The sequence below is a fragment of the Variovorax sp. YR752 genome (assembly GCF_943372545.1).
In genome coordinates this window covers 1-11,935 of sequence record NZ_CALRZC010000245.1, presented here as the reverse complement: position 1 = coordinate 11,935, position 11,935 = coordinate 1, and the positions used below count along the sequence as shown (strand labels likewise).

The following is an 11,935-nucleotide window of genomic DNA, read 5'->3' as shown; positions in this document are numbered from 1 at the left end:
AGCAGCGCAGGGCTTGCGGCAGGCGCGCGGCAGCGCGCTTCGTAGACTGACTTGCCGCCGTCTGTTTGAGCGAAGCGAACGAAGTGAGCGCAGCGAGTTGGGCGGCCTGCTGCAAGAACGAGCAGCGCAAGGGAGTCGGCCCGCAGGGGCGACCGCCGAAGCGAAGCGCGTAAGCCTGTCCGCACGCGCCTTTGCCGCGCCGACCTCAACCCGCTCAGCAGACGTCGAACTTCCACTCAGGGCCGGAGACGGCTGCTGCCGACAAAGTCCGTTCTTTGGCCTCTGAACGCAACTCCGAGCGAATCAACTCCGCGCACACCGCGCCCGGCGCATCAGCACGCCGATCGCCAGCGCGATGGCCAGGCCGAAGCCGCACATCAGCGGCACGATCGGCAGGTCGATGGCGACCAGCGCGGCGTAGAGCGCCAGCATCGCCAGGATGCTGGCGTTCTCGTTGAAGCCCTGCACGGCGATCGAGCGGCCAGCGGTCAGCAGCACGCAGCCACGATGCTGCAGCAGCGCGTTCAGCGGCACCACCATCAGCCCGCCGACGGCGCCGGCGATCACCAGCATCGGCACCGCCAGCCACAGGCTGCGAACGCTCGCCACCAGCGGCAACATCAGGCCCAGCGCGACGCCGAAGCCCAGCATGCGGCGTGCGTCGCCCAGCGCGACGAAGCGCCCGGCCGCCGCCGCGCCGGCCACCACGCCGACTGCCACCGCCGCCTGCAGGTAGCTGGCCTGGTGCAGCGGCAGGCCGAGATGCTCCTGCGCCCAGCGCAGCACGATGAACTGCAGCGTCGCGCCGGCACCCCAGAACAGCGTGGTGGCGGCCAGCGACAGGCCGCCCAGCGCATCGCGCCACAGCGTCGCGTTGGCCTCGCGGAAATCGCGCAGCAGCGCCAGCGGATGGATGGAGCGCGCCTCGTAGCGAGCGCCGCTGTCCGGGATGCCGAGGTTGAGCAGCGCCGCCAGCGCATAGACCGCCAGCAGCAGGTGCAGGGCGTCCAGCCGGTGCTGCCACAGCGGCGCCAGCGCCGGGCTGACCAGCACGCCGCCGAACACCGTGCCGAGCAGCACGGCGCAGACCACCGTCACCTCCAGCCAGCCATTGGCCGCGACGAGCTGGCGCGACGCCACCAGTTCGGTGACCAGGCCGTACTTGGCCGGCGCATACGCGGCGGCACCGAAGCCGACGATCACGAAGGCGGCGATCGGGTTGGCCCCGCCCAGCAGCGCCAGCACACCCAGCACCTTGACGCCGTTCATCCAGGCCATCAGCCGCGCCTTGGGGAAGGCGTCGGCCAGCGGGCCGACCACCGGCGCGAGGACCACGTAGGACAGCGTGAAGCCGAACTTCAGAAGTGGCGCCCACCAGGCCGGCAGGCCGCGCTGCTGCAGCAGCGCCATCGTGACGATGAGCAGCGCGTTGTCGGCCAGCGCGGAGAAGAACTGCGCGGCGATCAGCCGGTGGAAGCCGGCCGGCATGCGCTCGGCGGCTCCTGGCGCAGCCGCCGCGTCAGCGATGTTCGGCAAGGTTCCAGGACTTGAGGGCACGCAGCAGCGGGCGCTTCTTCGCCTGGTGCCCCTGCATGCGGCGCAGCACGTCGTCGAGCGTGCGCACCGCGGCGAGGATGTGCGGCCCCTTGTTGAGCATCACGCACTCGGCGCGTTCACCCATCGCTGCATCGGTGATCTCGGCACGCGAGGGCAGGCCCCTCTTGGCCAGCGACTCCAGCACCTGCGTCGCCCACACCACCGGCAGGTGCGCGGCCTCGCAGGCCCACAGGATCTCCTCCTGCACCTCGGCCATGCGCTCGAAGCCGCATTCCACCGCCAGATCGCCGCGCGCGATCATCACGCCGGCGGCGTTGGCACCGAGCGCCGCGAAGAGCAGCTCCGGCAGGTGCTCGAAGCCGTGCCGCGTCTCGATCTTCAGCAGCAGGCCGAGCGCCTCGCCGCCGCGTGCGTCGAGCTCGCGGCGCAGGGCCTGGACGTCCTGCGCGGTCTGCGCGAACGACAGCCCGACGATGTCGGCATGGCGCGCCACCACGTCCAGGTCGGCCAGGTCCTTCGGCGTCAGCGCGGGCAGCTCCAGCGTGCTGTCGGGGAGGTTGATGCCCTTGTCGGCGGCGAGGTCCTGGCCCTCGTCGGCCACCTCGGTGATCTCGACGTCGACACCGCGCGCGGCGACGCGCCGGATCACGCCGCCGATGCGGCCGTCGTCGAACCAGATCCGCTCGCCCTTGCGAACCTGCTCCAGCACCTCGGGCAGCGAACACGACACCGTGGCCGGCGAGACGCGACGATCGGGCTCGCCGTGGCTGGCTGCCTGGCCGAGGCCGTCGGGCGTCAGGCGCAGCGTGTCGCCGCGGAACAGGCGGATGCGCCCGGTGGCCGCGGGCAGGCCGTGCACCGGCGTGTCCGGCTGGCGCACGTCGCGCTCGCGCAGGCGCAGCCAGGTCTCCGGCGTCAGGTAGGCGGTCTGGCGGCACTCGAGCAGCACGCCGCCGGGGCGCTCGTCGATCACCGTCATGCGCCGTGTGGCGGCACGGGCATCGACGAACTCGATGCGGTCGCCGGGGCGCAGTTGCGCCAGCCAGCCCGGCTCGACCTCGATCGTCGACGTGGCACCGAAGATCGGCTCCGTGCTGCCGGCCGCGCGCAGGCCGACCAGTGCCGGCGTGCTCACCTGCCCGTAGTCGTCACGGCCTGGCTTGATCTTCAGCACGGCGGGCCCGGCGGCGATCGGCCCGGTGCGGATCTTCGGCCCGGCCAGGTCCATCAGCACCTTGACCTGCCGCCCGCTGGCCGCCGCGGCGCGGCGCACGTGCGAGGCCAGCGCCGTCCAGGTGGGCGCGTCGTCGTGTGCGCAGTTGATGCGGGCCACGTCCATGCCGGCATGGACCAGCGCGCCGACCAGCGCGGCGTCCTGCGCGGCACTGCCCGGCAGCGTGACCATGATGCGCACACGGCGCTCGGCCGGCTGCGGGCCGAACAGCGCCGTCGCATGCTGCGCCAGGCGCTCGGGGCCGCTGCCGAAGCCGGCCGGTTCCGCGTCGGCCTGCGCCTCCCAGGGGCGGCCGGTCAGCACATGCAGCAGGCCGAGCACCTTGTCGAGGTTGGCCAGCACGTGGCTCTCGCCACGCCCCAGCGACGACAGGCCCAGGCGCGCCAGGCGCTCCTGCAGATCGCGCACGTCGGTGGCGCGCAGTGCCAGGTAGTGGGCGAGGTTGCGCGCGCTCGCCTGGCGCTCCGGCCCGGCCTGCCCGATCCAGGCGGCCAGCGTGCGTTCGTGGGCCAGCATCGCGCTGCGCAGGGCCAGCAGTTCGTCGATCAGCGCGGCACAGTGCCTGGCATCCCAGGCGAGCGCCGGCGCGGCCTGCAGCGCCGGTTCCATCAGCATGTTCATGCGCGCGAGTCTCGGTCGCGCATGTGGCAGGCGTGTGACGCACGGTCGCTTTGATATAAACTATATAAATCATTTACACCAATGGAAGGAATCCGACGATGGTCAGCAAAGTTGCCGCAAAGCCTGCCGTGAAGTCCACTGCGAAGGCGGCACCGAAGCCGGCTGCCAAGGCCGCCACGAAACCCGCCGCCAAGCCCGCCGCCAAGGTTGCCGCGAAGCCGGCTCCGAAGCTCGCCGCCAATCCCGCGGCAAAGCCCGCGCCGAAGCCCGCGGCACCGGCCGCCAAGCCGGCCAAGCCGCCCAAGGCCAAGCTGGTGCGCGACAGCTTCACGATGCCGCAGTCCGATTTCGCCCTGATCGCCGCGCTGAAGGACCGCGCGCTCGGCTTCAAGCGCCCGACCAAGAAGAGCGAGCTGCTGCGTGCCGGCCTGCAGGCCCTGGCCGGCCTCAACGACGCCGCGCTGCAGGGCGCGCTGAACGCCCTGGCGCCGCTCACGCCGGGGCGGCCGAAGAAGGGCGACTGAGTCGCTCGCCAGCGCCGGCGGCCAGCGGCTGCCACCAGGCGTGCAGCTGGGCGACGGCGTCGGCCAGGGTGCCGCAGTTGTCGATGTGCAGGTCGGCATCGACGGCCGGCGCGGCGCGCTGCAGGCGGGCGCCCTGCGCCGGCGCGTCCTCGCGGCCACGCGAGCGCAGGCGCTGCCGGCGAAGTTCGGCCGGTGCGTCGACGGTCACCACGCGCGCATGCGGCGCCGCCTCTCGCAAGGTGGCGAGGTGCTCGCGCGAGCCGTTCATCACCACCCAGCGGCCGCTGGCCAGGGGCGCCAGCTCGCGCTGCCGGATGCCGTAGGCCAGGCCGTGCGCCGTCCACCAGAAGGCGAACGCCCCCGCGTCACGATCGCGGGCGAATGCGGCCGCGTCGATCCACTCATGGTCTTCGTGGGCATCCGCCGGCCGGGTGATCGTGCGCCGTGCGCGCTGCGGGCGGATCGCGGCGGGCAGCGACCCGAGCCAGGCCGAGATCAGGCTGTCCTTGCCGGCGCCGGACGGGCCGACAACGATCAGCAGGCGATGCGAGCAGGCGACTATCCCGCTCATCGCGCGCCCAGCGCAAGACGATGGCGCAGCTCGAACGGCGCGCCTGGGGACGGCTCGACGAACACGCACAGCGCATCGCACTGCAGCGGTTCGGCCAGCGCCTCGGCGAAGTGGTCGACGGCCTGCCGGTGGAGCTGCCCGGCCGTCGTTTCGTCGAGGCCGGCCAGGCTGTCGCTGAGCGTCATGTGGAAGCGCCAGTCGTCGAGCACGTGTGCGTAGCCGAGCCGCTCGACCTGCCCGGCTTGCCTCGCGGTCCTTGCGCTGCGCCGCTGGCGCTCGCGCTCGGCCTCGTCCGGCGCGGCGCGCCAGCGATCGAGCCGCAGCACGCAATCGTCGGCCAGCCGTCGCAGCGGGTGATCGGGCGGCAGTGCGTCGCGCGGTTGCAGCGCGAGGAAGTCGGTCAGCCAGCCGACCTGCAGCGCCGGCATGGTGAAGGCCGGGTGGCTCGCGGCGAGGCGGGCCACGTCGTCGAGCCAGTCGGCCTCGCTGGTTCCGGGTGCCAGTCGCATCGGCGCCTTCAGGGTCGCGTGCCAGCCGTAGCGCCAGGGATGCTGCACCCCCGGCCGCGCTGGTGGCGACGGCGCCGCGCTGCGGGCGTCGCGCCCCAGCCAGGCGCAGCCCGCATGCCACAGCGGATGCCGCGGATCGGGCGCGAAGTAGATCGCATCGCGCGGCAGGCCCGGCGCGCTCATGCCTCGTGCGCGACGCTGAGCTGCACCGCATCGGCGGCGAACAGCGTGCGCCCGGCCTCCACCGGAACGCCTGCGCTGTCGACGCTGACGAACTGCACCACCAGCACCGGTTCGGTGGCGGCGCGCGCCAGCGCATCGGCTTCGGCGGCGGTGGGCAGCCGGCACGACACGGTGCTGCGCGAGCGCTGGTAGTCGGCCACGCCGAGCTGGCGCAGCGCCGCCGTGATCGAGCCGGTCTGCTGGAAGGCCGCAGCCATGCCCGACAGGCGCGCCGACGGGTAGGCGCAGGTGCTCAGCCCGATCGGCCGGCCGCGCGCGGCCACGCGCGTGTGCAGCACGTCGACCATGGCCCGCGGGGGCAAGCGCAGGGCCTCGGCCCACTCGCCGGCCACGATGCAGCTGTGGGCCAGCAGTTCGCGCTGGGCGCGCTCGCCGGCGTCCGCGAGGTTCTCCGTCAGGCGTGTGCGCCGCTTCAGCGCGTAGTCCAGCACCAGCTCGCGCACGAAGGTGCCGCGACCCTGGACCACGCGCAGGTGGCCCTCGTGCACCAGTTGCCGCACGGCCTGGCGCAGCGTGTGGCGGTGCACGCCGAAGCGTCCGGCCAGCACCGATTCGTTGGGCAGCTGCGCGCCGGGCGCGAAGCGGCCGGCGGCAATGTCGGCGCGCAACTCCGAGGCGATGAGCGCCCAGCGCGGTGATGCGGCGACGGCCTCGTCGGCTCGGCGCGATGCGATCGTCGGTTCGTCGAACATGGTCAATAAACTGTCACGGCTGCTGCGGATACTGGCCGACATCGTGAGTCGTCTAGATGACATCCGCATGACCGATCCCACTCCTGTGTCGAACGCCGAGCGTGCCGGCTGGCTGCGTGTCCTGGCGATGGCGCAACCCGCCGATCTGGGCCGGCTGGCGGCGCCGGTGCTGGCCGACTATCGCTTCGAGACACTGCGTGCGCCGGAGCACGGGCTGCTGATGGTGCGCGCACGCATCGGCAACCGCGGTGACCGCTTCAACGTCGGCGAGGCGACGGTGTCGCGCTGCGCCGTGCGCCATCGTGCGGCCGACGGCAGCGTGGTCGCCGGCGTCGGCCACGTGCTCGGCCTCGACGAGGCGCGCGCCGAACGCATCGCACAACTCGACGCGCTGCTGCAGCGCCCGGAGTTGCGTGCGCTGCTGCTGCGCGAGGTGATCGAGCCGCTGCGGGCCGCGCGCCAGCGCAGCGAGCGCGAAGAGCGCGCGCGCACTGAAGCCAGCCGCGTGCGCTTCTTCGCGCTGCAGCCGGAGGTGGCATGAACACCGCCCTCGCCGACATCGGCCGCGGCCTGTCGCAACCGGTGCATGACGCGCAACGGGTGTTCCGCCAGCTGCTCGAGGCCATGGCCCGCCCCGGCCGCGTGCAGACGCTGCCGCAGGACGCGCTCGACGGCCTCGACGACGCCGGCCTCGGCCGCGCCACGACGGCGCTGCTGCTCAGCCTGCTCGACGCCGAGACCAGCGTCTGGCTCCATCCGGCGCTGTGCGATGCCGACGCGCTGGAGCATGTGCGCTTCCACACCGGCGTGCGCATCGCCGGCGGGCCGGCCCGCGCCGCCTTCGCCGTCACCGATGCGGCACATGCCGAGGCCGCGTTGTGGTCGGCGCTGTCACTCGGCAGCGATGACGTGCCGCAGGACGGCGCGACGCTGATCGTCGAGGTGCCGTCGCTGGATGCCGGCATGCGGCTGGTGCTGCGCGGCCCGGGGATCGCGAGCACGCAGACCCTGCACGTCGGCGGGCTCGACGCCGCGTTCTGGCAGGCGCGCACCGAGCTCGAGGCCTCGTTCCCGCGCGGCATCGATCTGATCCTCAGCTGCGGCGACCGCATCGCCGCGCTGCCGCGCAGCACCCACCTGCGGCTGGAGGGCTGAAGCATGTACATCGCCGTGAAGGGCGGCGAGCAGGCGATCGCCGCTTCGCTCGAGCTGCTCGCCCAGGCCCGTCGTGGTGACCCCGCCGTGCCCGAGCTCGAGGCCGCGCAGCTGCGCGAGCAGCTTCGCCTGCTGGTCGACCGCGTGATGGCCGAGGCCTCGCTGTACGACCCCGACCTGGCCGCGCTGGCCCTCAAGCAGGCGCGCGGCGACAGCACCGAGGCCGTGTTCCTGCTGCGCGCCTACCGCACCACGCTGCCACGCTGGGGCTTCAGCGAGCCGGTCGACACCGCGCGCATGCGCGTGCGCCGGCGTGTCTCGGCGATCTTCAAGGACGTGCCCGGCGGCCAGTTGCTCGGCCCGAGCTTCGACTACACGCAGCGCCTGCTCGACTTCGAACTGGCCGGCCGCGCGGGCCTGCCCGAGGGCGTGGCCGCCGCAGCGTCTGCGCCCACGGCGGGCGAGCCGCTGGCCAGCCCGATCGACGAGCTGGCGGCGCAGGGCCTGATCGAGCCGTGTGTGCCGAGCGAGGGCGACCCCGAACCGCCGGACATCACCCGCGACCCGCCAGCGCACCCGCTGCCGCGCGCGGCGCGCCTGCAGATGCTGGCGCGTGCCGACGAAGGCTGGGTGCTCGGCATGGGCTACTCGACGCAGCGCGGCTATGCCTACACCCACCCCTTTGCCGGCGAGATCCGCTTCGGCGCCGTGCCGCTGGAGATCGTGCCCGACGAACTCGGCTTTCCGATCGAGATCGGCGAGATCGAGCTGACCGACTGCCAGATGGTCAACCACTTCGCCGGCAGCGCCACGCAGCCGCCGCAGTTCACGCGCGGCCAGGGCCTGGTGTTGGGCCACGGCGAGCGCAAGGCGATGGCGATGTCGCTGGTCGACCGCGTGATGCGCGCCGACGAGTTCGACGAGCAGCTCACCAGCCCGGCGCAGGACAGCGAGTTCGTGCTCAGCCATGGCGACAACGTCGAGGCCTCGGGCTTCGTGCAGCACCTCAAGCTGCCGCACTACGTGACCTTCGAGTCCGAACTGCTGCTGGTGCGTGCACTTCGCGAGGAGCGCCAGGCATGAATGGCTACAACTTCGCCTATCTGGACGAGGGCACCAAGCGCATGATCCGCCGCGCGCTGCTGAAGGCCGTGGCGATTCCCGGCCACCAGGTGCCCTTCGGTTCGCGCGAGATGCCGCTGGCCTATGGCTGGGGCACCGGCGGCATCCAGGTGACGGCCGCGGTGATCGGCCAGGCCGACGTGCTCAAGGTCATCGACCAGGGCTCGGACGACACCACCAACGCGGTCAACATCCGCCGCTTCTTCGCGCGCACCACCGGTGGCCGCACCACCGAGCGCACCGCCGAGGCGACCATCATCCAGACGCGCCACCGCATCCCCGAACGGCCGCTGAGCGAGGCGCAGATCCTCGTCTACCAGGTGCCGCAGCCCGAGCCGCTGTACAAGCTCGAGGCGCGCCGGCGCGAGACGCTGAAGCTGCACGCCTTCGCCGAGTACGGGCTGATGAACGTGAAGCTGTACGAGGACATCGCGCAGTGGGGTCGCATCGACACGACTTACGACTACCCGGTGCTCGTCAATCGCCGCTACGTGATGTCGCCCTCGCCGATCCCGAGCTTCGACAACCCGAAGATGCACCGCATGCCGGCGCTGCAACTGTTCGGCGCCGGCCGCGAGAAGCGTCTGTATGCGGTTCCGCCCTACACCGAGGTGAAGAGCCTGGACTTCGCCGACCACCCGTTCCGCATCGAACCGCAGGGCCATGCCTGCGCGCTGTGCGGCTGCAGCACCAGCTACCTCGACGAGATCGTGATGGACGACGGCAGCACGCAATGGACCTGTTCGGACAGCGACCACTGCCGCGAGCAGCAGGAGGGGCTGTCATGAGCACCACGCAGCCGCTGCTGCGCGTGCAGCAGCTCGGCCACCGCTTCGACGGCGCGCGCGACGGCCACTGGGCGGTGCGCGAGGCCTCGCTCGAACTCTTCCCCGGCGAGGTGCTGGCGATCGTCGGCGAATCGGGCTCGGGCAAGTCGACGCTGCTGAACTGCATCGCCGGCCGCCTGGCGCCGGCCGAAGGCCAGGTGCTCTACCGCCGCCGCGACGGCCGCGAGATCGATGTGCATGGCTGCGGCGAGCGCGAGCGCCGCGAGCTGGCGCGCACCGAGTGGGGCTTCGTCGAGCAGCACGCGCACGAGGGCCTGCGCATGAACGTCAGCGCCGGCGCCAACGTCGGCGAGCGGCTGATGGGGCAGGGCGAGCGCCGCTACGCCGTGCTGCGCGACACCGCGACACGCTGGCTTGCGCGCGTCGAGCTCGATGGCGCACGGCTCGACGACTCGCCGCGCGAGTTCTCCGGCGGAATGCGCCAGCGCCTGCAGATCGCCCGCAACCTGGTGACGCGGCCGCGCCTGGTGCTGATGGACGAGCCGACCTCGGGGCTGGACGTCTCGGTGCAGGCCCGCCTGCTCGACCTGATCCGCCTGCTGGTCGGGCGGCTGCACCTGTCGGCGCTGGTCGTCACGCACGACCTCGGCGTGGCGCGCCTGCTGGCCCACCGCACGCTGGTGATGCGCCACGGCCGCATCGTCGAGCAGGGGCTGACCGATCGGGTGTTCGACGATCCGCAGCACCCCTACACGCAGCTGCTGGTGGCCTCGGTGGTGTCCGCATGAAGCCCGTGCTCGAGGTGGAGGGCGCGCGAAAGCGCTTCACGCTGCACCTGCGCGACGGCCTGCAGCTGCCGGTGCTCGACGGCGTCAGCTTGCGCGTGAACGCCGGCGAGTGCGTCGCCCTGGTCGGCCCGTCGGGGCGCGGCAAGTCGACGCTGATGAAGTGCCTGTACGGCAGCTATGCCGTCGATGCCGGTGCGCTGTGGCTGCAGCGAGAGGATGGCGAGCGCATCGACCTGGCCCGCGCCGCGCCGCGCGAGGTGCTGGCGCTGCGCCGGCGCGAGATCGCCTATGTCAGCCAGTTCCTGTGGGCGCTGCCGCGCCAGCCGGCGCTGGACCTGGTGGCCGAGCGCCTGCTCGATGCCAAGTCGGCCGACCCCGAGGCAGACGCCGATCCGCTGGACGACACGCCGTACCGCGCCGCGCTCGAGGCGGCACGCGAGCAGGCCCGAACCCTGCTCGCGCGGCTCAACCTGCCCGCCGGGCTGTGGGGCCTGCCGCCGGCCACCTTCTCCGGCGGCGAGCAGCAGCGCGTGAACATCGCGCGCGGCCTCATTCTGCCGGCGCGGCTGCTGCTGCTGGACGAACCCACCGCCTCGCTGGACGCCGCCAACCGCCGCGTGGTGATCGAACTGATCCGCGAGGCCAAGGCACGCGGCAGTGCCGTTGTCGGCATCTTCCACGACGAGGAAGTGCGCGATGCGGTGGCCGATCGCCGCATCGACTTCTGCGCCTGACTGCCTGACCACCTGACTGCCAGACCGGGACACGCCATGACCGAACGCATCTTCAGCAACGCCCGCGTCGTGCTCGGCCACGAGGTGCTGCCGCGTGCCACGGTGCAGGTGATCGACGGGCGTATCGCCGCGATCGACCCCGGCGCCAGCAGCCTGGCCGGCGCGCACGACCTGGCCGGCGACTGGCTGCTGCCCGGGCTGGTCGAGGTGCACACCGACAACCTCGAGCGCCACGTGATGCCGCGGCCCAAGGTGAGCTTCCCGATGCGCCCGGCCCTGCAGGCCCACGACGCCGAGATCGCTGCGGCCGGCATCACCACGGTGCTCGACGCGATCGGCGTCGGCGACCCGTACGGCGACGGCTTCCGGGCCCGCGACCAGAGCGCGCTGCTCGGCGTGCTCGACCAGCTCGAGGCGGCCGGCCTGCTGCGCAGCCAGCACCTGATCCACGTGCGCTGCGAATTGCCGGCGGCGAATGCGCTGAACCTGTTCGAGCCCTTTGCCGGCCACCCGCGACTGCGGCTAATCTCGCTGATGGACCACACGCCTGGCCAGCGGCAGTGGACCGACGTCGAGCAGGCGCGCACCTACTACACCGGCAAGAAGGGCTGGAGCGATGCGCAGTTCGACGAGGAGGTGCGCATCGCGCCGCAGCGCCAGGCGCAGTACGCACAGCCGCACCGCGACTGGTTCGCCGACTTCGCGCGCCGCCACGGTGTGGCGCTGGCCACGCACGACGACACCACGCTGGCCCATGTCGACGAGGCGCGCGAGCTCGGCGCTTCGATGAGCGAATTCCCGACCACGCTGGAAGCGGCGCGGCATGCCCACGCACACGGCCTGAAGACCATCGCCGGTGCGCCGAACGTGGTGCGCGGCGGTTCGCACTCGGGCAACGTCGCGGCGATCACGCTGGCGCGCGAGGGCGTGCTCGACGGCCTGTCGTCCGACTACGCGCCGGGCAGCCTGCTGCAGGCCGCCTGGTGCCTGCACCGCGATGCCGGCTTCTCGATGCCGGAGGCCATGCAGGTGGTCAGCCGCGGCCCTGCGCAGGCCTCGGGCCTGTTCGACCGCGGCGAGATCGCGATCGGCCTGCGTGGCGACCTGCTGCGGGTGAAGGAAGTCGATGCGCACCCGGCCGTGCGCGAGGTGTTCGTCGGAGGCGAGCGGGTGGCCTGAAGCGACATAGGCTTCCACCGATCGAAGCGGCCGTCGCGTCACGGCCCTTTGCTGAAGTCTGCGGACCTCTGCTTTCGTGCCTCCTTAGAGCATCGCGGCAGGCGCTGCCCGCTGGTGGCTCATTCGGCGGCGGTCGGCGCTGCGCGCCGACTCCACTGCGATGCTCGCACCGGGGTCGTGCCGCAGAACTCACTTCGCGACCTGCGGTCGCTGCGTTC

General features: G+C 72.3%; 13 protein-coding genes. 8 read left to right on the top strand and 5 right to left on the bottom strand.

Going from position 1 to position 11,935, the window contains the following annotated elements; translation table 11 throughout:
- Positions 1 to 303: 303 nt before the first annotated feature.
- Both lplT and AAG801_RS35060 read right to left on the bottom strand, forming a co-directional pair.
- On the bottom strand, positions 304 to 1,536 hold the full coding sequence (gene lplT / locus AAG801_RS35065) for a lysophospholipid transporter LplT (protein ID WP_341892567.1): 1,233 nt from the start codon (positions 1,534 to 1,536) through the stop codon (positions 304 to 306).
- Positions 1,520 to 3,412, bottom strand: coding sequence for a pyruvate kinase (locus tag AAG801_RS35060; protein ID WP_341892566.1), 1,893 nt, complete (start codon positions 3,410 to 3,412; stop codon positions 1,520 to 1,522). Before AAG801_RS35060 ends, lplT begins: the two co-directional genes overlap by 17 nt.
- A gap of 98 nt (positions 3,413 to 3,510) precedes the next feature.
- On the opposite strand from AAG801_RS35060, the gene AAG801_RS35055 reads away from it, so the two are divergent.
- Entirely contained in the window at positions 3,511 to 3,936 is a 426-nt protein-coding gene (locus AAG801_RS35055; RefSeq protein WP_341892565.1) for a hypothetical protein, read from the top strand.
- On the opposite strand, the gene AAG801_RS35050 is transcribed toward AAG801_RS35055, so the two are convergent.
- Genes AAG801_RS35050 through phnF form a run of 3 tightly spaced genes read right to left on the bottom strand, consistent with a single transcriptional unit; the run spans position 3,905 to position 5,951 of the window.
- Positions 3,905 to 4,507 carry a phosphonate metabolism protein/1,5-bisphosphokinase (PRPP-forming) PhnN gene (locus AAG801_RS35050; RefSeq protein WP_341892564.1) on the bottom strand — a complete coding sequence of 201 codons (603 nt, stop codon included), beginning with the start codon at positions 4,505 to 4,507 and terminating at the stop codon, positions 3,905 to 3,907. The two genes, AAG801_RS35055 and AAG801_RS35050, sit on opposite strands and share 32 nt — an antisense overlap.
- A complete protein-coding gene (locus tag AAG801_RS35045; protein ID WP_341892563.1) occupies positions 4,504 to 5,199 on the bottom strand; it encodes a DUF1045 domain-containing protein in 696 nt (231 codons plus the stop codon). The genes AAG801_RS35050 and AAG801_RS35045 overlap by 4 nt, the downstream gene beginning before the upstream one ends.
- Entirely contained in the window at positions 5,196 to 5,951 is a 756-nt protein-coding gene (gene phnF, locus AAG801_RS35040) for a phosphonate metabolism transcriptional regulator PhnF (protein WP_341892562.1), read from the bottom strand. Before phnF ends, AAG801_RS35045 begins: the two co-directional genes overlap by 4 nt.
- 67 nt (positions 5,952 to 6,018) lie before the next feature.
- On the opposite strand from phnF, the gene phnG reads away from it, so the two are divergent.
- From phnG to AAG801_RS35005, 7 genes are read left to right on the top strand one after another with little or no spacing between them, the layout of a single operon-like run.
- Complete coding sequence (gene phnG, locus AAG801_RS35035; protein ID WP_341892561.1) at positions 6,019 to 6,492, top strand: phosphonate C-P lyase system protein PhnG; 474 nt, start codon at positions 6,019 to 6,021, stop codon at positions 6,490 to 6,492.
- A complete protein-coding gene (gene phnH / locus AAG801_RS35030) occupies positions 6,489 to 7,106 on the top strand; it encodes a phosphonate C-P lyase system protein PhnH (protein WP_341892560.1) in 618 nt (205 codons plus the stop codon). Before phnG ends, phnH begins: the two co-directional genes overlap by 4 nt.
- 3 nt (positions 7,107 to 7,109) lie before the next feature.
- The gene (locus AAG801_RS35025) at positions 7,110 to 8,189 is read left to right on the top strand and encodes a carbon-phosphorus lyase complex subunit PhnI (protein ID WP_341892559.1); all 1,080 of its coding nucleotides are present in this window, start codon (positions 7,110 to 7,112) and stop codon (positions 8,187 to 8,189) included.
- Positions 8,186 to 9,016 carry an alpha-D-ribose 1-methylphosphonate 5-phosphate C-P-lyase PhnJ gene (locus AAG801_RS35020; RefSeq protein WP_341892558.1) on the top strand — a complete coding sequence of 277 codons (831 nt, stop codon included), beginning with the start codon at positions 8,186 to 8,188 and terminating at the stop codon, positions 9,014 to 9,016. Before AAG801_RS35025 ends, AAG801_RS35020 begins: the two co-directional genes overlap by 4 nt.
- Positions 9,013 to 9,804 (top strand): phosphonate C-P lyase system protein PhnK, encoded by a 792-nt coding sequence (gene phnK, locus AAG801_RS35015; protein ID WP_341892557.1) that lies wholly within the window; start codon positions 9,013 to 9,015, stop codon positions 9,802 to 9,804. The genes AAG801_RS35020 and phnK overlap by 4 nt, the downstream gene beginning before the upstream one ends.
- The gene (gene phnL, locus AAG801_RS35010) at positions 9,801 to 10,538 is read left to right on the top strand and encodes a phosphonate C-P lyase system protein PhnL (protein WP_341892556.1); all 738 of its coding nucleotides are present in this window, start codon (positions 9,801 to 9,803) and stop codon (positions 10,536 to 10,538) included. The genes phnK and phnL overlap by 4 nt, the downstream gene beginning before the upstream one ends.
- Positions 10,539 to 10,574: 36 nt before the next feature.
- Positions 10,575 to 11,717: an alpha-D-ribose 1-methylphosphonate 5-triphosphate diphosphatase gene (locus AAG801_RS35005; protein WP_341892555.1), complete on the top strand. Its 1,143-nt coding sequence runs from the start codon at positions 10,575 to 10,577 to the stop codon at positions 11,715 to 11,717.
- The last annotated feature ends 218 nt before the right edge of the window (positions 11,718 to 11,935 follow it).

Bases quoted from the DNA above. Each gene is read 5' to 3' on its own strand.
- AAG801_RS35060 (WP_341892566.1), bottom strand. From the start codon at position 3,412: ATGAACATGCTGATGGAACCGGCGCTGCAGGCCGCGCCGGCGCTCGCC.
- AAG801_RS35055 (WP_341892565.1), top strand. From the start codon at position 3,511: ATGGTCAGCAAAGTTGCCGCAAAGCCTGCCGTGAAGTCCACTGCGAAG.
- AAG801_RS35050 (WP_341892564.1), bottom strand. From the start codon at position 4,507: ATGAGCGGGATAGTCGCCTGCTCGCATCGCCTGCTGATCGTTGTCGGC.
- AAG801_RS35045 (WP_341892563.1), bottom strand. From the start codon at position 5,199: ATGAGCGCGCCGGGCCTGCCGCGCGATGCGATCTACTTCGCGCCCGAT.
- phnF (WP_341892562.1), bottom strand. From the start codon at position 5,951: ATGTTCGACGAACCGACGATCGCATCGCGCCGAGCCGACGAGGCCGTC.
- phnG (WP_341892561.1), top strand. From the start codon at position 6,019: ATGACCGATCCCACTCCTGTGTCGAACGCCGAGCGTGCCGGCTGGCTG.
- phnH (WP_341892560.1), top strand. From the start codon at position 6,489: ATGAACACCGCCCTCGCCGACATCGGCCGCGGCCTGTCGCAACCGGTG.
- AAG801_RS35025 (WP_341892559.1), top strand. From the start codon at position 7,110: ATGTACATCGCCGTGAAGGGCGGCGAGCAGGCGATCGCCGCTTCGCTC.
- AAG801_RS35020 (WP_341892558.1), top strand. From the start codon at position 8,186: ATGAATGGCTACAACTTCGCCTATCTGGACGAGGGCACCAAGCGCATG.
- phnK (WP_341892557.1), top strand. From the start codon at position 9,013: ATGAGCACCACGCAGCCGCTGCTGCGCGTGCAGCAGCTCGGCCACCGC.
- phnL (WP_341892556.1), top strand. From the start codon at position 9,801: ATGAAGCCCGTGCTCGAGGTGGAGGGCGCGCGAAAGCGCTTCACGCTG.
- AAG801_RS35005 (WP_341892555.1), top strand. From the start codon at position 10,575: ATGACCGAACGCATCTTCAGCAACGCCCGCGTCGTGCTCGGCCACGAG.